Source organism: Gemmatimonadaceae bacterium (assembly GCA_019637355.1).
In the GTDB taxonomy this organism is placed as follows: Bacteria; Gemmatimonadota; Gemmatimonadetes; order Gemmatimonadales; family Gemmatimonadaceae; genus Pseudogemmatithrix.
Map to the genome: position 1 here is coordinate 1,900,419 of JAHBVT010000001.1, position 22,146 is coordinate 1,922,564.

Genomic DNA, 22,146 nt, shown 5'->3' on the forward strand with positions numbered 1-22,146 from the left:
GGAGACGTGGGCTACAGGGCGGGAGTCGGACCGATGGTCGTGCCGGGAAAATACGTGCGGAGGATGCTGCGGGCACTCTGGCCGGCGCGTGCGCGGCCAATCGCCCCCCACTGGCACATCCCGACGCCGTGTCCGAATCCGTTCCCCTGGATCACGACGCGGACCAGGCCAGCGGGTCCGTCCTCCGGTGCTACTGAAAAATAGGAACTGGGCAACGGCTCGCCACCGGCGCGCAGCACGCCGCGGGCGTCGTTGCCCCGCACGTCGAAGGTCCCGCGGGCGGTGCGCAGCTCCACGATGCGCACGCGGCCGCTGGGAAAGCGCTCGGCCACGCGCAGGCGCTCGACGGCGCCGGGCCCACCCGGGGGCACCGGAGTGTAGGCCGCGAGGTAGCGGGCCACGGCCTGGTCCAGCTCGGTCTTGGCGATGCTCCGCTCCCAATAGAAGCGCGGCGCGATGTCGCAGTAGTAGCGCTCCCCGCGTCCGGGCACGCGGTCGCTCACCCGCACGAGGTAGGGCTCGCCTGTGCCCTGCCAGGCCTCCTGCGCGTTGGCCGTCTCGCCACCGCAGACCGAGGAGTAGGGCGCGGTGATCACCCGCGAGCCATAGCGCAGCACGAGGCCGCGGGTGGCGCGCACGGCGGCCGAGGCGTTGGGGCGCTCGACGTCGGCACCGCCGTAGACTTGGTCGGAGGTCGTCGGGACCATATCGAAGTGCTCGCTGCGGCCGCGGCCGGCGCGCGAATTCACGAGTCTCGCCACCGTGTATGAGCGCGCGGCGATGGCCTGCGCCTCGAGCGCCGCGCGCTCAGCGGCTGGACGCTCCCCCAGCTCCAGCGGTACCACGCCGAGCAGGTAGTCCTCGAGGCCCACGTAGTTGACCACGAGCACACCCGAGTCGGTGGGCACCGTGCGCAACGTGCCGCGGTAGCGCTTGCCGGCGAACTGCACGAGGTCGCCGCCTCGCGGCGTGAGCTGGGTGGGCGCCTGCGCGCGCGGCACGACCGCCAGCGCGACACGGACCATCGGTTGGCGGCCACCGGCGCGGGGCCCGCTCGGCACGCAGGCGAGGGTGGCGGCGAGCGCGAGCAGCAGCGTCGCGCCGGCGCGCCGCATCACCGTCCGAAGCTCCCCGTCGTGGGGCTCGATGCCGCGAGACCCATCATCGGCAGCGCGCGGCTGCGTGCAGCAGGTTGCGATGACGGCGGCGCAAGCAGCACTCGGCGGAACGTCGCCTCGAAGTCATAGTCGTCCACGACCGCCTGCACTTCCACCTCGATGATGCTGCCGGCCGCGGCGTCCGTCGCGACCCAGGTGACGCCGTCGATGTCATCGGCCTGCCAGGGGAGACGGGCGCGCGCCGGTTCGTCGGCCGTGGCGGCCGCCTCGACCAACGCCGGCACCACGCTGCCGATGCGGGACTCGTAGCGTTCGGCCGTGATGTGGCGCTGCAGTTCCTGCACGATCTCCAGGCGCCGCAGCTTCTCGCCCTCGGGGACGTCGTCGTGCAGCTCCGCGCCGCGGGTGCCCTCCTGCGGTGAGTAGGTGAACACGCCCACGCGCTCGAACTGGATCTCCTGCAGGAACTCCACCAGCTGTCGGAAGTCCGCTTCCGTCTCGCCCGGGAAGCCGACGATGCAGGTCGTGCGGATGGCCACGCCCGGCACCGCCTCGCGGAAGCGAGCGACCTTGTCGCGAATCGTGCGCTGGCGCTCGGGACGCCGCATCCGTTCCAGCACGGCATCGCTGGCGTGCTGGATGGGCATATCGAGGTACGGCAGGATGCGCGGGTTGTTCGCGATGACCTCGAGCAGGCGCGGCGTGATGCCGGCCGAGTAGAGGTACATATTGCGGATCCACGGGATGGACGTCTCGCGCAGCAGCGCCTCGAGCAGCTCGGGCAGGCGCACCGACTGCTCGCGCAGGTCGCGGCCATAGTGCGCGAGGTCCTGCGCCACGAGGTTCACCTCGCGGGCGCCCTGCAGCTCGAGCAACTGCGCTTCCTTGACCACGTCGTCCGGCGCGAAGCTGCGGTGCTTGCCGCGCATCAACGGGATGGCGCAGAAGGCACAGCCGTGGTCGCAGCCTTCGCTGACCTTGAGGTAGCGCACGAAGGGCGTGCCGCCGGCGTGCACGCGAAGCCCCGGATGCGCGACGACCGGATCGCCGAGCAGGCCGCGCTCGCGCAGCCTGGGCACGAGCTGCTCCATCTCCGAGGCGCCGAGGAAGAGGTCGACTTCCGGCAAGGCGTCCACGAGCTCGTCCTTGTGCCGCTCCACCATACAGCCCACGGCGACCACCGCCTGCGCCGCACCCGCGCCCTTCAGGCGTCCGGCGGCAACGATGGCGTCGATGCTCTCGGCCTTGGCGGCGTCGATGAAGCCGCAGGTGTTGACGATGACCAGCTCCGCCTGCTCGGCGTCGTGCACCTGCTCCGCCCCGTGGTCGAGCAGCTGCGCGAGATAGCGTTCGGAATCGACGGTGTTCTTGTCGCAGCCGAGCGTGACGAGCTTGACTCTCACCGGTAGTTGCCGAAGGAGAGCGAGACCTTGAAGTCCTGGGTGCGGAGGAAGGCGATCACCGCCTGCAGCTCATCGCGGTCCGGCGCGGACACGCGCACCGTGTCGCCCTGGATGCTGGCCTGCACCTTCTTGAACTTCTGCTCCTTGATGGCGGCGACGACCTTCTTGCAGGTGTCGCCGTCGAGGGCCTGCTTGAGCTTGATGTCGCGGTGCCAGGTGTCGCCGCCGCCCGGCGTGGGCTCACCGGCATCGAGATTCGCCACCGGCACGCCGCGCTTGATGAGCTTGGACTGCACGATGTCCCACATCGCGCGCAGCCGCATATCGGTGTCGGAGGAGAGCTTCACGAGGCCTTCGGCGCGCTTGAACTCCACGGTCGCCAGCTTGGCGTCCTTGAAGTCGTAGCGCTGCGCGATCTCCTTGGACGCCTGGTTGACGGCGTTGTCGACTTCCTGGAGGTCGACGGAGGTGGTGATGTCGAATGATGCGTCTTTGGCCATATCGCTGGACGGATGACGGATGACGGATGCTGAGGGCATCGGTCCGACCCGAAATCTCGCCGATTTCGGCTGGGCGGGCTACCGCCATACGCGAATGGCGCGCCGGAGCCAAGCCCGAGCGCGCCACCCTGTGCATCCGTCCTCCGTCATCCGTCCCGTGTTCACTCTCCTAGATACGACTCGAGCGCGCGGGCCCGTGAGACGTGACGGAGCCGACTGAGTGCCTTCTCCTTGATCTGCCTCACCCGCTCCCGCGTGATGTTCAGCACCGCACCGATCTGCTCCAGCGTCATCGGCTCGGAGCCGTCGAGCCCGAAGTACAGGCGCAGGATCTTGGCCTCGCGCTCCTTGAGGCCGGCGAGGGCTTCGTGCACCGAGTCGGCGAGGGCCTTCTCGAAGGTCTCCTCGTCGGGCGAGGCGCTCTCGATGTCGGGAATGTAGTCGAGCAGGCGGCTGTCCTCGCCCGGCGACATCGGCGCGTCGAGCGAGAGATGGGTCTGCGAGATCGCCATCGTCTTGGCGACCTCCTCCTCGGTGATCTCCATTCCCTCGGCGATCTCGGCGTGCGTGGCCTCGCGGCCGAGCTCCTGCAGCAGCGCCGAGGCGCGCTTGCCGATCTTGTGCAGCGTCCCGGCGCGGTTCAGCGGCACGCGGACGATGCGGCCCTGCTCGGCCAGCGCCTGCAGGATGGCCTGGCGGATCCACCACACCGCGTACGAGATGAACTTGATGCCCTTGGTTTCGTCGAACTTATGCGCGGCGCGGATGAGGCCGAGGTTGCCCTCGTTGATGAGGTCCGAGAGGGCCACGCCTTGGTTCTGGTACTTCTTGGCGACGCTGACGACGAAGCGCAGGTTGCTGCGCACGAGCGTGTCGAGGGCCTCTTGGTCGTTCTTGCGGATGCGCTGGGCGAGGCTGACCTCCTCCTCGCGCGAAATCAGCGGATAGATGCTGATGTCCCGCAGGTATTGGTCGAGCGAACCTTCGTCGAAGCGAGGCTTCTTGTGCGACGCGCCAGCCATCGAGTCTCCCGGGGTGATGCGCTGCTTCGGGGTCGGGCAGAATGTGCAGACGGTGCGCGGCGGAGGGAAGCGCCCCGCCGCGACCGCGGTCAGTGAATCAAGTCGCCGAGGCGCTGCCAGCGCACGCGGGTGAGCCAGTCGAGCGCCTTGCCGCTGTCGGGTTCGTAGCTGTAGTACACGAAGATCGGACTGCCGCGCATCAGCGAATCCGGCACGAAGCCCCAATAGCGGCTGTCGAGCGAGTTGTCACGATTGTCGCCGAGCACGAAGTAGTGCCGCCCGGGGACGACCAGCGGTCCCCAATCATTGCGCGTCGGGTGATATCCGCGCAGGTCGGCGGCGGGCGCGAGATAGTCGCGCTGCCAGCGGAAGTCGTCGCTGGAAATTTCGCGCGTCACCGGCGAGCGCTGCGCGTAGGGCTCCGGCAGCTCCTCGCCGTTGCGCCAGAGGACGCCGGCCCGCATCTCGAGCGTGTCCTGCGGCAGGCCGACGAGGCGCTTCACGAAGTGCTTGTTGCGATCCTCGGGCCACTGGAACACGACCACGTCGCCCAGCGCCGGCTCGCGCACCGCCGGCAGATGCTTGCGGATGAACGGCACCTCGGCGCCGTACACGAGCTTGTTGACGAGCAGGAAGTCGCCGACGAGCAGCGTGCCTTCCATCGAGCCGCTGGGGATCTTGAACGCCTCGACGAAGAAGGCGCGCACCAGCAGGAAGAGGATGATGGCCAACTGCAGCGACTTCGCCCATTCCCAGCCCGCCCGCAGCACGCTGAAGCGGCGCGGGGGGGCGGCGGGAGCCTGGTCGGGGACAGCCAAGGGGTGCGACTCGGACGCGCCTGCTGGCGGCGGCGCGGCGTCGGGTTCCCCTAGCGGTCTGGTTGGGTCGGCCATTCGGTCCCTCTTGCGGGGTCAATCTCAGGTTACCCGGGGGTGGGGCTGGCGGGCAAGTCGGGCAAATCGCGAGATGGGAGAGGGGGAGGGGGGTGACGGCGGGGAGACGGGAGAGGAGGCAGGACGGGGGAGACGCAAGACGGCCTTACTTCTCACCGCCCTTCTTCCCACCCCTCTCCCAACCCTTTTCCCCACCCTTCTCCACGCCCTTCTCCCCGCCCTTCTCCCCGCCCCTCAGTAATTGTCGATCTGGGCGCGCTGCAGGGAGCCCGAGTAGTCCACGTAGCCGACCTTCGTCTCCGAATAGAACTCATACACCTCCCAGCCGCCTTCGCGGTGGCCGTTGCCCGTTGCCTTTACCCCGCCGAAGGGCAAATGCGCCTCGGCGCCGATGGTCGGGGCGTTCACGTAGGTGATGCCGTTATCCAGGTGCTGCAGGGCCTGGAAGGCCAGGTTCACGTCCTGCGTGTAGAGCGAGCTCGAGAGGCCGTACTTCACGCCATTGTTCACCTTGAAGGCCTCGGCGGCATCCTTCACCCGGATCACGCTGAGCACGGGGCCGAAGATCTCCTCCTGCTCCAGCCGGCTGCCGGGCTTCACGCCAGTGAAGATGGTGGGCTCGAAGAAAAAGCCGTTGCCCAGCCCCGCGCCGGTGGCGCGGCGGCCGCCGAGCGCGAGCGTCGCGCCCTCGCTGAGACCGATCTCCACGTAGCGCTCCACCTTGGACACGCTCTCGGCGTGGATGAGCGGGCCCACGTCGGTGCCGGGCTTGCGGCCGTCGCCGAGCTTCAGGGCCTTGGCGCGCTCGACCAGCATCGCGACGAACCTGTCGTGAATGCCGTCCTGCAGGATGAGGCGGCTGGTGGCGGTGCAACGCTGGCCGGTGGTGCCGAAGGCGCCCCAGAGCACGCCGTCGAGCGCGAGGTCGAGCTTGGCGTCGTCGAGGACGATCTGCGCGTTCTTGCCGCCCATCTCCAGCGAGAGCCGCTTGTGCAGGCGCCCGCAGGTCTCGCCGACCTTGCTGCCGGTGTCGGTGGAGCCGGTGAACGACACCAGCGCCACGTCCGGATGCTCGACGATCGCCGCGCCGGCCACTCCGTCGCCGTGCACGAGCTGGATCACCTCGGGCGGCAGGCCCGCTTCCAGCAGGATCTCGACGAACACGTGCCCGGTGTGCGGCACGTCCTCGCCGGGCTTGAAGACGACGGCGTTCCCGCAGACCAGCGCCGGGAAGATCTTCCAGGTGGGAATGGCGAGCGGGAAGTTGAACGGCGTGATGATGCCCGCGACGCCGATCGGGCGACGATAGCTCATCGCCCACTTGTCCTTGAGCTCGCTGGGCACGGTGTGGCCGAAGAGCCGGCGCCCCTCGGTAGCGGCGTAGAAGGCGGTGTCGATGCCTTCCTGCACGTCGCCGCGGGTCTCGGCCAGCGGCTTGCCCATCTCGCGGGTCATCAGATCTGCAAGCTCTTCCTTGCGCGCCGTGAGGATGTCGCCGACGCGGCGCAGCACATCGCCGCGTGCGGGGGCCGGCGTGCGCTTCCAAAGCTCGAACCCGCGCTGCGCCGAGGCGACCGCGGCCGCGACATCGTTGGCCGCCGAGAGCGGGAACTTGCCGATGACGTCCGTGGTATCGGCAGGATTGACGTTGTCGCGATACTTGCCGGTGGACGGCTCGACCCACGCCCCGGCGATGTAATTGAGAAAGGTCTTCATAGCTCGCAATCTAACCCCGCAATGACCGTCACTCTCCGCCCTGCCCTGCCCGCCGACCTCCCGCTGCTCAAGCGCTGGGACGAGGATCCGGCCGTGCTGGAGTCCGACCCCAACGACGATTGGCACTGGGCAGACGAGCTCGCGAAGTCACCGCCCTGGCGCGAGCAGCTCATCATCGAGCACGACGGCGTCCCGGTGGGCTTCGTCCAGATCATCGACCCCGCCGAGGAGGACAGCCACTACTGGGGCGACTGCGGGCCGAACCTGCGCGCGGTGGACATCTGGATCGGCGAGCCCGCGCATCGCGGCGGCGGCGTGGGCACGCAGGCGATGCGACTCGCGATCGCACGCTGCTTCGCCGCCGAGGACGTGACCGCGATCGTCATTGACCCGCTCGCGACGAACACCGCCGCGATCCGCTTCTACGAACGGCTCGGCTTCAGGTTCGTGGAGCGCCGGCTGTTCGGGGAGGATGATTGCTTTGTGATGCGGCTTGAAGACGGAAGACTGAAGACGGAAGAGTGAAGGGACGGATGCGACGCACCCGGTAGTTCCCTTCCGTCTTCAGTCTTCCGTCTCAGCCCCTCACTCGCAGGTCCAGGTTGCCGGATGCTCCACCGTCGGCTTCGCATAGCCCACGCGCGGGAGCACGTCGAGTGCGGCGAGGATGAGGCCCCAGAGCACGAGCAGCAGCGACAGCACGTGTGCGCGGCCGGCGCGGTGGCGGAAGGTCCAGATGGCGCTCCAGCCGCCGGCGACGATGACGCCGCCCACCGCGGCCAGATAGCCACCCAGTCCCCAGCCGCAACGATTGGCGTAAGGCCAGAAGACGATGCCCACGGCGACGGCGACGGCGAGCGTGAGGCGGGCGTACACGCCGAAGCCCGTGGTCGCGGGCGGCAGTCCGAGACCGCCCGCCAGCGGCGCGGACGCACTCGGCGCCCCGGCACCCGGCGCGGGTGCGGCCGCAGGAGCCGCGGCCGGACGTGCCGGCGGCGGCTGGTTCGCGGCCTTCGCCATCTCGGCGTCGATCTTGCGCAGCTCGGCGTCCCAATCGCGCTCGCTCATCCCGGCTCCCGCGCCAGCCCGTGGCGCTCCAGCTTCTTGTAGAGGTTGGACCGCGGCATATCGATCGCCCGGGCCGTCTCGGCCACGTTCCACTCGTGCGCGCGGAGCTTGGCCTCGAGATACGCACGCTCGGCGGCCAGCTTGAACTCCTCGTACGTGGCGTACTGCTCGAAGGTGCCGAGGGCGGCGTCGGGGCCCTCGCTGGCCCGGGCGCCGACGAGGCGGTCCGCGTCGCCGCGGGTGATGCGCGGGCCGACGGCGAGGATCAACAGCCGCTCCACGGTGTTGCGCAGCTCGCGCACGTTGCCGGGCCAGTCCAGCGCAGCCAGCCGCTCCATCGCGGCGGGGTCCACGGGGCGCGGCGGCAGGCCGCTCTCCACCGAGAGGCGATCGAGAAAGTGCTGGACCAGCATCGGGATGTCCTCGCGGCGCTCGCGCAGCGCCGGCACCTGCATCGGCACCACGTTGAGCCGGTAGAACAGGTCCTCACGGAAGCGGCCGGCCGCGATCTCCTCCTCCAACTGCTTGTTGGTGGCCGCGAGCACGCGCACGTCCACCTTGCTCACCTTGCTGCCGCCGATGCGCGTGACCTCGCCCTCCTGCAGCACGCGCAGCACCTTGGCCTGCGCCGCCATCGACATATCGCCGATCTCGTCGAGGAACAGCGTGCCGCCGTCGGCCTGCTCGAACTTGCCGGCGCGGTCCTGCACCGCCCCGGTGAACGAGCCCTTCATATGGCCGAAGAGTTCGCTCTCGATGAGTTCCGAGGGAATGGCGGCGCAGTTCACCTCGATGAACGGCTTCTTGGCCCGCGGCGACTGCACGTGCAGGGCCCGCGCCACCAGTTCCTTGCCGGTGCCGTTCTCGCCGGTGATGAGCACGCGCGCCGGCGTCGGCGCCACGCGCGCGATCTGCGCCACCAGGGCGCGGATGCTCGGGCTCGCGCCCACGATCTCGCCGTGCTTCTCCACCGACTGCCGCAGCCGGTCGTTCTCCTCGCGCAGGTCGAGGTGCCCGATGGCGTTGCGCAGCGTGACGAGGATGCGGTCGGTGTCGAGCGGCTTCTCGAGGATGTCATACGCGCCGAGGTGCGTGGCGCCGACGGCGTCCTGGATGGTCGCGTGACCCGAGATCATCACGACGACGGCGCTGGGATCGGCGGCGCGGATGCGCTTGAGCGTCTCGAGGCCGTCGATGCCCTCCATCTTCACGTCGAGGAAGGTGAGCTGCGGCTTCCACTGCTCGTAGGCGGCGATGCCGTCGTAGCCGCTGGCCACCGCCTTCACCTCGTAGCCCTCGAACTCCAGCAGTTGCGCCAGCGCGCCGCGGATGCCGGGCTCGTCGTCCACGATGAGGACGCGGCGGCTCACAGCCACTGTTGCACCATCGGCGGCAGGTGCGGCTTCACCTTGGGAATCCAGAGGTCCTTGGTGGCGTAGCCCACGGCGCCCGCGAGGATGAGGATGATGGCGCAGCCGATGCGCCCGATGAGCCCGAAGAACATCACGCCGCTCCTTGCACGCCGGCCAACACGTTGAGGGCGCCCGAGCGGAACCCTCGAGGATCGATCTCCACTGCCGTGAACCCGGCCTCGCGCAGCGCCGCCTCCACCGCCGCGCGCTTGGGCTCCGCGTTCCACTCCGCCAGGACCTCGCGCGCGAATTCCACCTTCGCGGTCTCGCCGAAATGGCGCACCCGCAGGTCACCCTCCACACCGAGGGCGCGCAGCGCGGACTCGGCGCGTTCCACCATTCGCAGCCGCTCGGGCGTCACCGCCGTGCCGTACGGCAGTCGCGACGAGAGGCAGGGCGAACTCGGCTGCGCCCAGGTCGGGATGCCGCGGGCGCGGCTCAGGGCACGAATGTCGTCCTTGCTGAAACCGAGCGCGGCCAGCGGCGAGTGTACCTCGCGCTCACGGGCCGCCTGCGCGCCCGGGCGATGGTCGTGCAGGTCGTCGGCGTTGCTGCCGTCGACGACGGCGGCGAGCCCGCGCTCAGCGGCAATCGGCAGCAGCCGTGACCACAGCTCGCGCTTGCAGAAGTAGCAGCGGTTGGTGGGATTGGCGGCGTACTGCGGGTCGTTCATCTCGTCGGTGTCCACCTCGAGCACCGGCACGCCGAAACGATCTGCCACGGCGCGCGCCGTGGCCCACTGCGCCGCCGGATACGAGGCGCTGCGCCCGATCACCGCCAGCGTGCGCTCGGCGCCGAGCGCATCCACGGCCACGCAGGCGAGGTATGCGGAGTCCACGCCGCCCGAGAAGCCCACCAACACCGAGCCCTGCGCGCGCAGCCACGCCAGCAGGGCGTCTTCCTTCGCGCGCTGGGCGGCGGTCGGGGCCGCCGCGTCGGGCGACCCAGCATCGATGGGCGAATCGATCTCGGGCATCACCGAGGAATACTACCCGACTCCTCGCGCTCCGGGGCCGTCGAGAGCGCGGGCACGGGTTGCAGCGACGCTCCCGGCCGATACGCCGGCCCGCGGACGGCGCGCCCGGGCTTGGCGCCCGTGTGGTTCCCGTTCCTCCACACCGGCACGCCGTTCACGATGGTGTAGAGCACGCCCGTGCTCACCTGGTGCGGGCGCTCGAAGGTGGCGCGGTCGTTGATCGTGGCCGGATTGAACACGACGACGTCGGCGAAGAAGCCCGGCGCCAGCAGGCCGCGCTCCTGGATGCCCAGGCGGCGCGCCGTGGACCAAGTCATCTTGCGGACTGCCTCCTCCAGCGGAATCACGCCCTGGTCGCGCACGTACAGCCCGAGCACCCGCGTGAAGGTGCCGTAGGAGCGCGGGTGTACGAGGCCCGATGCCGCGCGCGGGTTCGGACCGCCGGCATCGGAGCCGATCTTCATCCACGGCTGGCGCAGGTTGAGCTGCACGTTGTACTCGTCCATCAGGAAGTAGATCGTCTCCACGCGCGCACGCTCGGAACGGATGAGCGTGAAGGCGGTCTCGATCCAATCTTCCCCGCGCGCCGCCGCGATCTGCGACAGCCGCTGCCCCGAGTAGCGCCGCAGCGAGTCCGTGCCGAGCCGCTGGATGAGCACGCCCTCCGGGCCGGCCAGCGCACAGAGATTCTCCCAGGCCGAGGTGGGCTGCTCGATCTCGGCGCGGATGCGCGCCCGCTCGGTGGGGTTGGCGAGGCGCGTGTAGAGCTGCGCGCCTTGGGCGAAGGGCGGGATGCACGAGGTCAGCCCCGTCGCCGCCGCCACATACGGATACATATTCGCTTCGATGTCGAGCCCCGTGGCGCGGGCGTCCTCGATGCGCGCGATGCTCTCCGGCCCCTTGTTCCAGTTGCGACGGCCGGCCGCCTTCAGGTGCCAGATCTCCACGCGCACGCCGGCTTCGCGGCCGATGCGGATGGCTTCGTCGAGCCCGTCGAGCAGTCCATCGCCTTCGGAGCGCAGGTGCGTGACGTAGAGGCCGTCGTATTCCGCCATCGCCTTGGAGACTTCGATCAGCTCGTCCGGGCCGGCGAAGGTGCCCGGGGCGTAGATGAGCGCCGTGCCCATTCCGAAGGCTCCGTCGAGCATCGCACGCTGCAAGGCTCCCTGCATCTCGCGCACCGCCGCGGCGGGCGCGGGGCCGGTACGCGTGCTCATTCCGTACTGGCGGATCGTATGCCCGCCCACGAAGGCCCCGACGTTCACCGACGTGCGGCGGCGTTCCATCGCCTCGAGGAAGTTCCCGAAGCCGTTGGGCTGCGAGAAGCGGCGGGCCAGCGAGTCCGGCCGCGTGCCGATGTTGCGTGGGTTCAGCGGCGCGTAGGTCGTGCCCTCGCCGATGATCTCGGTGGTGACGCCCTGCGAGACCTTGGCGATGAGCCGCGTGTCGCCGTAGAGGAAGTACCAGCCGCTCTGCCCGAGGATGTCGATGAAGCCCGGCGCGATCACCAAGCCGGTCGCGTCGATGGTGTCCTTCGCGACGCGGTCGGAGAGCAGGCCAGCCGGCGCGACCATCGCGATGCGGTCGCCGCGGATGGCGAGGTCGCCGTAGAACGACGGGCCGCCCGAGCCATCGACGAGGCGGCCGTTGAGGATCAGGATGTCGTAGGGTGGGATCGCGTCCTGCGCGCCGAGCGAGGGCGCCAGCAGGGCTGCAGCAAGGAGAGTCCGAATGAGGCGTGCGGCAGTGTTTTGCACGCGAGAAACCTACGCACCTCACCCACCTTGTTGGGAGTCACCCCGGAACAACAGCGCCTCGGCCACCGCGCTGGTCGTGATGTCGGCGTCGCCATCGAGGTCGGCCACGGTGCGTGCCACCCGCAGCGCGCGGTGGAAGGACCGCGCCGAGAGCCGCAACCGCTCCGCCGCCTCGGCCAGCAGCGAGCGTGCCTCGCCCACGAGACGCCCGTGCTGTTGCAGCCATCGCCCCGGCGCCTCGCCGTTCATCCGTACGCCGGGCAGCGCGGCGTAGCGCTCCGCCTGACGCGCGCGCGCCACCAGCACCCGCTGCCGAATCCGCGCACTGGTCTCCTCGGCCGCCATCGCGCCCAGCGAGGCCAGGGCCACCGCGCCGATGCGCACGTGCAGGTCGATTCGGTCCGCCAGCGGGCCGGAGAGCCGCGCGCGGTAGCGTTGGATCTCCGCCGCGGCGCAGCGGCAGCGGGCCGTCGGTTCGCCGTCGTGCCCGCAGGGACAGGGATTGGCCGCACCGACGAGCAGGAAGCGCGCGGGGAACGAGACGCCCTGTGCCGCGCGCACGATGGTCACGCGGGCATCTTCGATCGGCTGGCGCATCGCGTCGAGCACGTAGCGCGGGAGTTCGAGCAGTTCGTCGAGGAAGAGCACGCCGCGGTGCGCGAGGGAGACTTCGCCCGGACGAGGCCCGGGCCCGCCGCCGATGAGACCCGGCAGCGAAATGGTGTGGTGCGGCGCGCGGAACGGCGGCACGCGCGTGGGCGGCCGGTCGGTCGGCAGGATGCCGCCGACACTGTGCACAGCCACCACCTCGAGCAACGCGTCGTCGTCCAGCGGCGGCAGGATGCTCGGGAGGCGGCGCGCGAGCATCGTCTTGCCGGCGCCGGGCGGACCAATCAGCAGCAGGTTGTGCCCGCCCGCGGCGGCGATCTCCAGCGCCCGCTTGGCCACGGGCTGCCCGACCACCTCGCTGAAGCAGGTCTCCGGCGCGTGCGGCGCCGCCTCCAGCGGCAGCGCGGCCTGGGGCAGCGTGCCGCGTCGCAACTGCGCCACCAGCGTCGCCAGCGAATCGCAGGGCGCGAGGCGCACGCCTCGCAGCAAGGCCGCCTCGGCCGCGTTGGCAGCGGGCAACACCAAGGCCCGCGCGCCGGAGTCTCGCGCCGCCTGCGCCAGCGGCAAGGCGCCGCGGATGGCACGGATGCTGCCGTCCAGCCCGAGTTCGCCGACGCAGAGCAGCCCGTCCACGGCAGAGGCCTCGAGCTGACCGCTCGCGACGAGCGCGCCCAACGCCACTGGCAGGTCGAAGGCCGTACCGTCCTTGCGCACATCGGCCGGCGAGAGGTTCACGGTCCAGCGCCGCGGCGGCAGTTGCAGCCCCGCGTTGGCCAGCGCCGCACCGACGCGTTCGCGCGCTTCCTTCACGCTGCCGCTGGGCAGCCCGACCATCGTCCACCCGGGCAGGCCGGACGCGGCGTCGACCTCGACCGTGACGGGATAGGCATCGACGCCGAGCACGGCGGCAGAGCGGATGGCTGCGAGCATTGGCCGAGGATGCGCGCAGAGGCGGCGGCGCTCGCCATCCTGCGATTTCCCCGTGCATCCTGCGATTTCCGTGCTTAGCTTCTGGACGATGCCCCGGCCGCTCTCCGTCCCCCTCGCCCTGATCCTCATCCTCGCCGCTACGCCGCCGCTCTTCGCGCAGGTGCGGCGACCTCCCCCCGAGGAGCGCGAACGGGCGGCGGCGCGACAGGCGGCGCTGGCCGCTGGCACCTTCGTGGCCGAGCGCATCGACCGCGAGCCGCTGCCCCAGACCGACGAGGTCGTGGATGATGAGGGCACCACCTACATCATCGAGTTCGACCGGCTGGTGCTCTCACTGCGCGACGACCGGCGCTTTCGCGCGTCCGTACGGTATCGCCGCACGCTGTACTCCGCCGATCCGCGCGGCCGCAGCCGCCGCATTCCGTTGCAGACGATGACCGTCACCGGCACCTACGCCGTGATCGACAGCGAGATTCTCTTCAATCCAGACCCCAGCGAAGAGACGCGCGGGCTGCGAATGCTTGCGGGCAGGGTCGTCGGCCCGCGCGAGATTTCCCTGCCCTTTCAGTACCGCAACGGCACTCGCCAGCGTGATCGAACGCTGGTGATGCGCCGCGACGACAACATCCTCTGACGCCCGTGCGCTTCGCCCCGACCCTCTCGCTGCTGCTCGTTGCGTGTTCCGCGGGCACGCGCGCCACCGCCCCGGCGCCCGACGCCGTCCCGCCGTTCACCGCCGGCGTGGTTCCCGATTCCTTCGTCGTGCGCCTCGCCACGTCGCAGGGAGAGGTCGATGCGATGATCCGTCGCGCCTGGGCACCCCACGGCGCCGACCGCTTCTATGAACTCGTCTCCGTCGGTTTCTACGACCGCGCGCGCTTCTTCCGCACGCTGCGCGGCTTCGTGACGCAGTTCGGCCTCGCGGCCGACTCGGCCACCAACGCCGAGTGGCGCGGCAAGCGCATCCCGGACGACTCCGTGCTGCAGAGCAACCGGCGCGGCACGCTGGTGTACGCCGCGGGCGGCCCCAACACGCGCACCACACAGCTCTTCATCAACCTGCGCGACAACGCGCGCCTCGACGCGATGGGCTTCGCCCCAATCGGCGAAGTCGTACGCGGCATCGAGGCCGTGGACGCCTTCTACACGGGCTACGGTGACGGCCCGCAGGGGCCGCAGCAGGACAGCATCGCGCGCGGGGGCGAGCGCTATCTCGCCGCGAACTTTCCGCGGCTCGATCGGATTGAGACGGCACGTGTCGTGCGGGCCTGGTTCCCGCCCGCTGCTGCCGCCTCTCAATCCGACCGATGACCGACCTCGGCTTCACGCATCGCTGGGACCCGCGTCCCGGCAGCCCGCACACGCTGTTGCTGCTCCACGGCACCGGCGGCGACGAGAACGACCTCGTCCCGCTCGGCGACCTGATCGACCGCGAGGCCAACCTGCTCTCCCCCCGCGGGCAAGTGCTGGAGCACGGGATGCCGCGCTTCTTCCGTCGGCTCGCCGAGGGCGTCTTCGATATGGACGACCTCAAGGCGCGCACGCAGGGCCTCGGTGATTTCGTGCAGGCGGCCAGCGCCGAGTACGGATTCCCGACCGACGGCGTCACGGCGGTGGGCTTCTCCAATGGGGCCAACATCGCGGCCGCGTTGCTGCTGCTCCGGCCTGGCCTCGTGCGTCAGGCGGTGCTGCTCCGCGCGATGGTGCCGCTGGAGCCCGAGCCGCTGCCAGACCTCAGCGGCACGCGCGTATTCATCGCCGCCGGCGAGCAGGATCCGATCATCCCGCCGAGCAACAGCCAGCGGCTGGCCGAGTTGCTGCAGTCTGCCGGCGCCGACGTGACGCTCCACTGGAGCCCCGTCGGCCACCAGCTCACGCGCGCTGACGTTGACGCGTCCCGCGCTTGGCTGCTTGCTCCCGCTGACGCGCCTCGAACGCGCTGACTGGCTCCATAATCGAGCCGCGGCACTTGTCGGTGCCGCAGAGGCACTTGTAGCGCTGTTCGTCCTCGTCGGTTTCGTCGCCGCTGCGCTCGTAGCCATAGTCGTAGTGCAGTTCCTCGCCGGCTGCGATGTCGCGGATGGCCGAGATCCACACGCGGCCGCGCACGATCTCGGCCTCGCAGTTGGGGTCGCAGGAGTGATTGATGTACCGCGACTCGTTGCCGTCGTAGGTGGCGTCGATCACCGTGCGCGACGAGATCGTGAAGAGGAACGTGTGGTGCTCGTCCATCGACTCGTCGTCATAGCGACGGTCGGCCTCCTCGTGCGTGATGCGCTCCCCGACGTATTCGATGAGACGCTCACCCTTGGCGATGGAACGCAGGGCAAAGGCGCCCCGACCGGCGATCACGGAATCGCGGATCTCGAATGCAAGATTCTGGTTGGACATAGCCTAGGAATCTAAACGGCTGCCGCCGCGGATTCAGCGGATCAGGGCACCCGAAAGCTCGAGGCCCACGTACCAGTTGCGTCCCGGTGCCGGCTCGAGCACACGGCCGAAGGAGCCGTTGAGCGTCACCGCGCCGACGTAGGACGCGCCGAGGGCGTTCTGCACGCTCACGAAGGGCTCGGCCCGCCAGCCGAGCCAACGCGTCTGCGTGGACGCGCGCAGGTTCAGCTGACCGTCGCCCCAGCCACGTACACGCAGCGTGTTGCGGTCATCAGCGAACATCCGCGACTGCACCGTGTGGTCCGCATCCAGCGCCCACGCGCCAAACTGCATCCGCGCGCCGAGCCGGATGAAGCGGTCGGGCACGCCGGCCAACCGGTTGCCGTCCAGCGTGTCGGTGGTGGTTGGCGTCAACGGGAGGATGTAGTTCACGAAGCGGTAGTCGGCCGCCGTGAACGCTCCCTGCAACTCGAGCCACTGCGCGGCGCGCGCCGTCACGCCCAGTTCGGCGCCGCGGCTGCGCGTACGCCCGGCATTGCGGAAGAAGGCGCGGCCAGTCGTCTCGAGGTACTGCACGATGGCGTCCTCGGCATCCACTTGGAACAGCGAGGCCTCATAGCCGATGCGACGCCCGAGGTGCCCGCGCGCGCCGAACTCCATCGTGCGCAGCCGCTGCGGTCCCAGCTCGGGGTTGAAGCCGCCCTGCCCGTCCGGACGCACCTGCAACTCGGTGGTCGTCGGCGTCTCGAAGGCCGTGGACACGTTCGCGTAGGGCGCAAACGCATCGGACGCGCGCCACACCACGCCGATGTGGCCGGTGGTGGCGGTCATCAAGCGGCTGCCGGTGTTGTCGTTGCCGTCGCTGAGGAAGTTGTCCTTCACCGAAAAGTTCAAACGATCCCAGCGCGTGCCCACGCTCGCCGTGACGCGCGGGTGCGGGTCCCACTGCAACTGCGCAAAGGGGCCGAGACTGGTCACGATTTCGTTCTGGTTGAGCAGCAGCGTGTCCTCGGGCGCAGTCGGGCGCCCGCCGGTGGCCGCTTGGTTGCGACGCACGTCGAAACTGCGCTGCAGATCCAGCCCAACGGCCAACCGCGCCGTCTCGCCAAGACGCTGGCTGGCATCCAGCCGCGCGCCGGTGACGCGGCGGTCGAGCGTCGAGAAGGTCCCGCGCGGCGACGTGGCCGCGGTCGGCGCACCCGGCGGCGGCACTGCCAGCGCATTGTCCACGAAGCGCCGCTGCCCGAACAGCGCCGCGCTCCACTCGCGGCGCTCGCCTGCCCCGCGCAACCGCATCGACAGGTAGCGCTGCGAGACCTCGCGACTGGCCCCGCGGTTCCGGTTGGCCAGCGCCGCGGTATCGGGATTCAGCGCGTACTCCGCCGCCGTCAGCGCACCGGGATTCAGCGCGTGCGGCGTCTCCGCTGCGCCAGCGCGCAGTTGCAGCGTCATCGAGGGCGAGAGGGCGTGATCCAGTGCCGAGAGCAGTTGGCGCGTGTCGGCCGAGCTGTATTGCCTGAAGCCGTCCAGCGTCGTCCGCGATGCGCTCACCATCCCGACGGAGTTGCCCGCCCGCCCGGCCACCCGCGCCTGCGTCTTCTGCAAGCCGAAGCTGCCGCTGGTCTGCCGCAGCGTGAGGCCCAGCGGCGTTGGCGCGCTCAAGTCGGTGGTAAACGCGATCACGCCACCGGAGCCGTTTCCATAGAGCGACGATGCCGAGCCACGCAGTACCTCGACCTTGGCGACGGCGCCGAGGTCCACGTTCGTGAGCTGGCTCTGGCCGTCGGGGAGGGACTGCGGAATGCCGTCGAGCAGCACCTTCACGCCGCGCAGGCCGAAGTTGGCGCGGCTGCCGGCCCCGCGAATCGAGACGCGCTGGTCCAACGCGAAGTTATAGCGGTTGGCGACGACGACGCCGGGGATGTTCGCCAGCGCCTCGTCGATGCCCACCGTCGCCTGGCCGCGGCGGACCTGCTCCGTGCTCTGCATCCCCACGGCCCACGGGACCCGATCGAGCGTCGCGTCACCACGAGTCACGTCCACGCGCACGGTGGCCAGCCGCTGGACGCGGGTGGAGTCGGCGAGGGAATCGGCCGGCGGTGCCCCCTGCCCGGAGGCGACGGCGGGAGCAAGCAGGAGGGCAACGCAGCAGGCTTTCATCTGGGGCATACCGAAGGGTAACGAACGGACCGTCCGGACCGCTGGCACAAGTGTTGACGGAACGTGGTCCCGGCGGCACAATGTCCAAGACCCCCGCCCCGTGTCCCGCATGGCCGCTCTCGGCAACGACGTGCCGCAGAACCCGATCGTTCAAGCACTTGAGCGCTGGCGCCGGGTGCTGTCGGGCGCCGTGGCGGTCATCGCGGTTCTCGTCATCGCCGCGTTCGTCCTCGAGCGCAGCACGACGCGCTGGGTCACGCACTCGGGCAATGTGCTGCGGCTCGCAACGACGGCGCAGCGCGAGATCTGGGTAGCCGAGGCCGCCGTGCGCGCGCTGCTGTTGCGTCCCGAGGTGGACTCCGCCGAGGCCCTGCGTCGTGTGGCGCGAGTGGACATTGCGCAGTCGATGCTGCGTGCCCTGCGGGACTCCGTGGCCGACCAGCCCGACCAGCTCGCCCGCGTGGACAGCATCCTCATCGGGCTCGACCGCTGGAACCGGAGTTTCGTCGTGCCCGTGCGCGAAGGCGGGATCCTGAGCCGGACCCTCGCGCTCGAAGGCACGCTGGCCTTCGACCAACTCGCGCACCCCTTCGAGAACCTAATCGAGGTTGAGGCCGACCTGCGCGTCGAGCGCTTCCGGCGCCAGGGCGAGATGCTGTGGACCGCGTTCGTGATCTGCCTGCTCGCGCTCGCCGTCGCATTCGTCGCCGGGCGACGGTTGACTGCCGGCCTCGCCGAGAAAGCCCGCCTTGCCGCCGAGCACCAGCAGACCATCGAAGAACAAGCCGCCGAACTCGAGCAACAGACTGCCGTGCTCGAGGAGCAGGCCGGACAGCTTGAGGAGCAAGCCGCGGCGCTGGAAGAGAAGGTCGCCGAGCAGGAGGCGACGCTGGCGCTCCTGGACGAAACGTCGCGTTTCCTCGATTCCGCCATCGAGAGTTCGCCCTATGGCATCGCGTTCTACGACCGGCAACTGCGCTTCCAGCGCATCAACGGCGCCCTGGCCGCGATTAACGGCTACCCCGCCGCGGAGCACATCGGCAAGAGCATCGAACAGATCATCCCGGCGCTGGCCCCGACCATCAGGCCCCACCTCGAGCGCGTGACGAACAGCGGCATCGCCGAGACGGACGTGGTGGTCGAGGGCACCACCGCCGCGCACCCCGATGTGCCGCGGCGCTGGCTCTGCACCTACTACCCCATCCGCGCACCCGGACTGCCGGCGGTGGGCGTCGGCTGCATCGTGATGGACGTGACCGAGCAACATCGCCTCGAACAGCAGTTGCGGCAGGCGCAAAAGCTGGAGGCCGTCGGACGCTTGGCCGGCGGCATCGCGCACGACTTCAACAATGTGCTCACGGTGATCCAGAGCTACGCCGAAGTGCTGGCCTTCGAGCTGGAAGAGGATGGCAAGGGCCGCGAGGAAGTGGACGCCATCCGCGCCGCCGCCGACCGGGCCGCGGGCCTCGCGCGTCAACTGCTGGCCTTCAGCCGCCGCGACGTCATCATCCCCCGCGACGTGGACCTGCGCGAGGTCATCCTCGGGATGCAACTCATCTTGCGGCGGCTGGTGCCGCCGTCAGTCGAACTCACCCTCGACCTCGCCGACGAAGACCTCGTGGTGCGGATGGACGCCGGGCAGCTCGAGCAGGTGCTGATGAACCTCGCCATCAACGCCGTCGACGCGATGCCCGTCGGCGGTGCCCTGCGCATCCGCACCGCAGCCGGCACGCCGGCCGACGACGGCGTGCGCACCGCCCTGCTCGCGGTGGAAGATTCCGGCACGGGAATGACGCCCGAGGTGATCGAACGGCTCTTCGAACCCTTCTTCACGACCAAGCCCGCCGGTCGCGGCACCGGACTCGGCCTCGCGACGACCTACGCGATCATCACTGAGGCGGGCGGTAAGATCAGCGTCAGCAGCAAGATGGGCTCGGGCAGCCGCTTCGACGTGTTGCTGCCACGGACGCAGGGGACGGATGCACGCGAACGCCGCAAGAGCCCCGTGCGGGGATTCGATGTGCCCGGCGGCAGCGAGCGCATCCTGCTGGCCGAGGATGAACCCGCCATTCGCACCGCCATCTCGCGCATCCTCCGCGCGGCCGGCTACGACGTGCTCGAAGCCTCCAACGGCGGCGAGGCCCTGCGCCTCGCTGACGCGGAGTCCCGCCCGATTCACCTGTTGCTCTCAGACGTGATGATGCCTGGCGTCGGCGGCAAGGAACTCGTGCAGCGCCTCGGGGCCGTCCGTCCCGAGGTGCGCATCGTGATGATGTCAGGCTACACAGATGACGACGCGTTGCGCGCCGACCTCGGTGCCGCGCGCTATGCCTTCCTGCAGAAGCCCTTTACGGCGCGGGACGTGCTGCTCGCGGTGCGGACCGCGCTCGACACAGACTAGCGGGCCGGCGCCGCACCGCGCGGCCGGTCCCGAAAGACCGCGCCCAGTCGGCGCAGCAGGCGCGCGAAGCGCGAGTTGGCCCGCCGTTCCTCACGCGTCACGCGGCGCACCACGTCGCGCCACGCCGCGCGCATCGCCTCGGCGTCCCGGAAGCGCTCGCCGGGATCCGGCGAGAGCGCGCGCTGCAGCCACTCCGCGAGGTCGTCCGGAAAGGCGTCCAGGTCCACGCGTCCGGCCAGCTGCGCCGCGAGGATCGCGCGTCCGTCCTCGCCGGCGAAGGGCACCTTGCCCGAGAGCGCGAAGATGACGATGCCCGCCACCGCGAACAGGTCCGTGGCCACGCCCTGCTCCTCACCGAGCAGTTGCTCGGGCGCCGCGAAGTTCGGCGTGCCGGAGGCGCCGGCGAGCTCGCCGCCCAGCGCGTTGGCGATGCCGAAGTCGGCGATCCGCCAACGACGGTAGCGGTCGATCAGGATGTTCTCGGGCTTGAGGTCGCGGTGGATGATGCCCGCGCCGTGGGCCACCGCGAGCCCGTCGAGCACCGCGTCAACCTGCGGCGCGATCTCCGCGAACGGGCGCGGCCCCGAGCGCTTCACCAGGTCGGCGACCGAGCCCTCGTCCTCGAGCTCCATTATGTACCAGTTCACGTCGCCCTTCTGGTCCCAGGCGAAGATCGGCACGATCGCCGGATGCTGCAGTTGCGCCGCGAGCTGCGCCTCGCGGCGGAAGCGCGCGACGGCCTTGGCGTTCCGCGCCACGCTGGGGTGCAGCATCTTGAGCGCCACCTCGCGCTCCAGCGAGAGGTCGCGCACGCGCCAGACCGAGCCGTAGGTGCCCTGCCCCAGTGGCGCGAGCACCTCGTAGTCGTCGCCGGTGGCCCAGCGCAGGCGGTCCTCCTCGCTCACGGCCGTGTGCTCGCCGCTGGCCTGCTCCGTGCCTGGGAACGCCAGCGACGCCGTGCCGGAGATGCGCTCAATACGCCGCAGCATTCCCGCCACGGAGCCGAATCGCTCCGCCGGATCCTCCGCCAGCATCCGGTCCACGAGTTCCGCCACCGTGGCCGGCGTGTCCGGCCGCGCGAAGCGCACCGGCGGCGTCGCGCCGGCCACGGGGATCTCCCCTGTCAGCAACGAGAACGCCAGCGCGCCCAACTGCCACTGGTCGGCCGCCGCACTCGGCGTCCAGCGCCCCTTCCATTCCGGGGCGTAGGGGCACCACGCAGGGTCCGGCACGATGCCCAGCGGCCGCTCCTCGGCGGGTACGGCCCACTGCCAGCCCAAGAGCCATACGCGGCCCGTAGGGGTGAAGTACACCGAGCCCGGCGCGATCGCGCCGTGCTGGCCGCCGGAGTCGTGCAGGTAGGCCAGCGTCGAGCCGATCGCCCGCAGCATTCGCAGCGCGAAGGGCACCGTCTCGTGATGCGCCGTGCGCCGCAGGCGCTCGAGGATCGTCTCGCCCGTGATCCAGCGGCGCAGGTAGCCCGGCCCGCGACGGCTCCCGGGATGCATCTGCCAGAAGTGATACGTCGTCGGGATGCTGGGATGGTTCCGCTGCGCGAGATGCTTGGCCTCGCTGAACAGCCACGCGTGATGCGAGGGGTCGGGTGCCGTCACCAGGGCTAGCGAGCGGCCCAGCGAATCGATGACCTCGTGGGCGTAGCGATGCGGCGTATAGACGCCACCGATGCCCCAACGCCAGTCGGGCGGAAGCTGCCAGTCCGCGAGGTGCGGCGGAATGCCGGTCGTGTGCCGGGCGGGAAGGGCCTGTTCAGCGGTCTGCATCGCGCTCGG

20 protein-coding genes are annotated in these 22,146 nt (G+C 70.1%); 5 read left to right on the forward strand and 15 right to left on the reverse strand.

The window, feature by feature from the left end; translation table 11 throughout:
• Positions 1–11 precede the first annotated feature (11 nt).
• From KF689_08780 to KF689_08805, 6 genes are all read right to left on the reverse strand, one after another.
• Positions 12–1,118 (reverse strand): SpoIID/LytB domain-containing protein, encoded by a 1,107-nt coding sequence (locus KF689_08780; GenBank protein MBX3133461.1) that lies wholly within the window; start codon positions 1,116–1,118, stop codon positions 12–14.
• Positions 1,115–2,521: a 30S ribosomal protein S12 methylthiotransferase RimO gene (gene rimO, locus KF689_08785; GenBank protein ID MBX3133462.1), complete on the reverse strand. Its 1,407-nt coding sequence runs from the start codon at positions 2,519–2,521 to the stop codon at positions 1,115–1,117. The genes KF689_08780 and rimO overlap by 4 nt, the downstream gene beginning before the upstream one ends.
• A complete protein-coding gene (locus tag KF689_08790) occupies positions 2,518–3,060 on the reverse strand; it encodes a YajQ family cyclic di-GMP-binding protein (GenBank protein ID MBX3133463.1) in 543 nt (180 codons plus the stop codon). The genes rimO and KF689_08790 overlap by 4 nt, the downstream gene beginning before the upstream one ends.
• Positions 3,061–3,182: 122 nt before the next feature.
• Positions 3,183–4,043: a sigma-70 family RNA polymerase sigma factor gene (locus tag KF689_08795; protein MBX3133464.1), complete on the reverse strand. Its 861-nt coding sequence runs from the start codon at positions 4,041–4,043 to the stop codon at positions 3,183–3,185.
• Between the two features lie 89 nt (positions 4,044–4,132).
• On the reverse strand, positions 4,133–4,861 hold the full coding sequence (lepB, locus tag KF689_08800; GenBank protein ID MBX3133465.1) for a signal peptidase I: 729 nt from the start codon (positions 4,859–4,861) through the stop codon (positions 4,133–4,135).
• A 309-nt stretch (positions 4,862–5,170) separates the two neighbouring features.
• Positions 5,171–6,652 carry an aldehyde dehydrogenase family protein gene (locus KF689_08805; protein ID MBX3133466.1) on the reverse strand — a complete coding sequence of 494 codons (1,482 nt, stop codon included), beginning with the start codon at positions 6,650–6,652 and terminating at the stop codon, positions 5,171–5,173.
• 21 nt (positions 6,653–6,673) lie between these two features.
• Here KF689_08805 and KF689_08810 point away from each other — a divergent pair, with 21 nt between their 5' ends.
• A complete protein-coding gene (locus tag KF689_08810; protein ID MBX3133467.1) occupies positions 6,674–7,177 on the forward strand; it encodes an acetyltransferase in 504 nt (167 codons plus the stop codon).
• 60 nt (positions 7,178–7,237) lie between these two features.
• Here KF689_08810 and KF689_08815 read toward each other — a convergent pair whose 3' ends face one another.
• From KF689_08815 to KF689_08840, 6 genes are read right to left on the reverse strand one after another with little or no spacing between them, the layout of a single operon-like run.
• A complete protein-coding gene (locus KF689_08815) occupies positions 7,238–7,720 on the reverse strand; it encodes a hypothetical protein (protein MBX3133468.1) in 483 nt (160 codons plus the stop codon).
• The gene (locus tag KF689_08820) at positions 7,717–9,090 is read right to left on the reverse strand and encodes a sigma-54-dependent Fis family transcriptional regulator (protein ID MBX3133469.1); all 1,374 of its coding nucleotides are present in this window, start codon (positions 9,088–9,090) and stop codon (positions 7,717–7,719) included. The genes KF689_08815 and KF689_08820 overlap by 4 nt, the downstream gene beginning before the upstream one ends.
• Positions 9,087–9,224 (reverse strand): hypothetical protein, encoded by a 138-nt coding sequence (locus tag KF689_08825; GenBank protein MBX3133470.1) that lies wholly within the window; start codon positions 9,222–9,224, stop codon positions 9,087–9,089. Before KF689_08825 ends, KF689_08820 begins: the two co-directional genes overlap by 4 nt.
• The gene (gene larE / locus KF689_08830; GenBank protein ID MBX3133471.1) at positions 9,224–10,108 is read right to left on the reverse strand and encodes an ATP-dependent sacrificial sulfur transferase LarE; all 885 of its coding nucleotides are present in this window, start codon (positions 10,106–10,108) and stop codon (positions 9,224–9,226) included. Before larE ends, KF689_08825 begins: the two co-directional genes overlap by 1 nt.
• Positions 10,108–11,865 carry a D-aminoacylase gene (locus tag KF689_08835; protein MBX3133472.1) on the reverse strand — a complete coding sequence of 586 codons (1,758 nt, stop codon included), beginning with the start codon at positions 11,863–11,865 and terminating at the stop codon, positions 10,108–10,110. The genes larE and KF689_08835 overlap by 1 nt, the downstream gene beginning before the upstream one ends.
• Positions 11,866–11,883: 18 nt before the next feature.
• Positions 11,884–13,404, reverse strand: a complete 1,521-nt coding sequence (locus KF689_08840) for a YifB family Mg chelatase-like AAA ATPase (protein MBX3133473.1) — start codon at positions 13,402–13,404, stop codon at positions 11,884–11,886.
• An 88-nt stretch (positions 13,405–13,492) separates the two neighbouring features.
• Here KF689_08840 and KF689_08845 point away from each other — a divergent pair, with 88 nt between their 5' ends.
• From KF689_08845 to KF689_08855, 3 genes are read left to right on the forward strand one after another with little or no spacing between them, the layout of a single operon-like run.
• Positions 13,493–14,038: a hypothetical protein gene (locus tag KF689_08845; protein MBX3133474.1), complete on the forward strand. Its 546-nt coding sequence runs from the start codon at positions 13,493–13,495 to the stop codon at positions 14,036–14,038.
• A gap of 5 nt (positions 14,039–14,043) precedes the next feature.
• Positions 14,044–14,715, forward strand: coding sequence for a peptidylprolyl isomerase (locus tag KF689_08850; protein ID MBX3133475.1), 672 nt, complete (start codon positions 14,044–14,046; stop codon positions 14,713–14,715).
• Entirely contained in the window at positions 14,712–15,347 is a 636-nt protein-coding gene (locus tag KF689_08855; GenBank protein MBX3133476.1) for an alpha/beta hydrolase, read from the forward strand. Before KF689_08850 ends, KF689_08855 begins: the two co-directional genes overlap by 4 nt.
• On the opposite strand, the gene KF689_08860 is transcribed toward KF689_08855, so the two are convergent.
• Both KF689_08860 and KF689_08865 read right to left on the reverse strand, forming a co-directional pair.
• Positions 15,277–15,768 carry an SET domain-containing protein-lysine N-methyltransferase gene (locus KF689_08860; protein ID MBX3133477.1) on the reverse strand — a complete coding sequence of 164 codons (492 nt, stop codon included), beginning with the start codon at positions 15,766–15,768 and terminating at the stop codon, positions 15,277–15,279. The two genes, KF689_08855 and KF689_08860, sit on opposite strands and share 71 nt — an antisense overlap.
• A gap of 60 nt (positions 15,769–15,828) precedes the next feature.
• The gene (locus KF689_08865; protein MBX3133478.1) at positions 15,829–17,964 is read right to left on the reverse strand and encodes a TonB-dependent receptor; all 2,136 of its coding nucleotides are present in this window, start codon (positions 17,962–17,964) and stop codon (positions 15,829–15,831) included.
• 100 nt (positions 17,965–18,064) lie between these two features.
• Here KF689_08865 and KF689_08870 point away from each other — a divergent pair, with 100 nt between their 5' ends.
• Positions 18,065–20,356 (forward strand): response regulator, encoded by a 2,292-nt coding sequence (locus KF689_08870; protein ID MBX3133479.1) that lies wholly within the window; start codon positions 18,065–18,067, stop codon positions 20,354–20,356.
• Here KF689_08870 and KF689_08875 read toward each other — a convergent pair.
• Positions 20,353–22,137, reverse strand: coding sequence for a protein kinase (locus KF689_08875; protein MBX3133480.1), 1,785 nt, complete (start codon positions 22,135–22,137; stop codon positions 20,353–20,355). The two genes, KF689_08870 and KF689_08875, sit on opposite strands and share 4 nt — an antisense overlap.
• Positions 22,138–22,146: the final 9 nt, after the last annotated feature.

What these genes read in the sequence shown, in the direction of transcription:
- KF689_08790 (MBX3133463.1), bottom strand. Translation starts at nt 3,060, where the DNA reads ATGCCCTCAGCATCCGTCATCCGTCATCCGTCCAGCGATATGGCCAAA.
- KF689_08795 (MBX3133464.1), bottom strand. Translation starts at nt 4,043, where the DNA reads ATGGCTGGCGCGTCGCACAAGAAGCCTCGCTTCGACGAAGGTTCGCTC.
- KF689_08805 (MBX3133466.1), bottom strand. Translation starts at nt 6,652, where the DNA reads ATGAAGACCTTTCTCAATTACATCGCCGGGGCGTGGGTCGAGCCGTCC.
- KF689_08810 (MBX3133467.1), top strand. Translation starts at nt 6,674, where the DNA reads ATGACCGTCACTCTCCGCCCTGCCCTGCCCGCCGACCTCCCGCTGCTC.
- KF689_08815 (MBX3133468.1), bottom strand. Translation starts at nt 7,720, where the DNA reads ATGAGCGAGCGCGATTGGGACGCCGAGCTGCGCAAGATCGACGCCGAG.
- KF689_08825 (MBX3133470.1), bottom strand. Translation starts at nt 9,224, where the DNA reads ATGTTCTTCGGGCTCATCGGGCGCATCGGCTGCGCCATCATCCTCATC.
- larE (MBX3133471.1), bottom strand. Translation starts at nt 10,108, where the DNA reads ATGCCCGAGATCGATTCGCCCATCGATGCTGGGTCGCCCGACGCGGCG.
- KF689_08840 (MBX3133473.1), bottom strand. Translation starts at nt 13,404, where the DNA reads ATGCTCGCAGCCATCCGCTCTGCCGCCGTGCTCGGCGTCGATGCCTAT.
- KF689_08845 (MBX3133474.1), top strand. Translation starts at nt 13,493, where the DNA reads ATGCCCCGGCCGCTCTCCGTCCCCCTCGCCCTGATCCTCATCCTCGCC.
- KF689_08855 (MBX3133476.1), top strand. Translation starts at nt 14,712, where the DNA reads ATGACCGACCTCGGCTTCACGCATCGCTGGGACCCGCGTCCCGGCAGC.
- KF689_08865 (MBX3133478.1), bottom strand. Translation starts at nt 17,964, where the DNA reads ATGCCCCAGATGAAAGCCTGCTGCGTTGCCCTCCTGCTTGCTCCCGCC.
- KF689_08870 (MBX3133479.1), top strand. Translation starts at nt 18,065, where the DNA reads ATGGCCGCTCTCGGCAACGACGTGCCGCAGAACCCGATCGTTCAAGCA.
- KF689_08875 (MBX3133480.1), bottom strand. Translation starts at nt 22,137, where the DNA reads ATGCAGACCGCTGAACAGGCCCTTCCCGCCCGGCACACGACCGGCATT.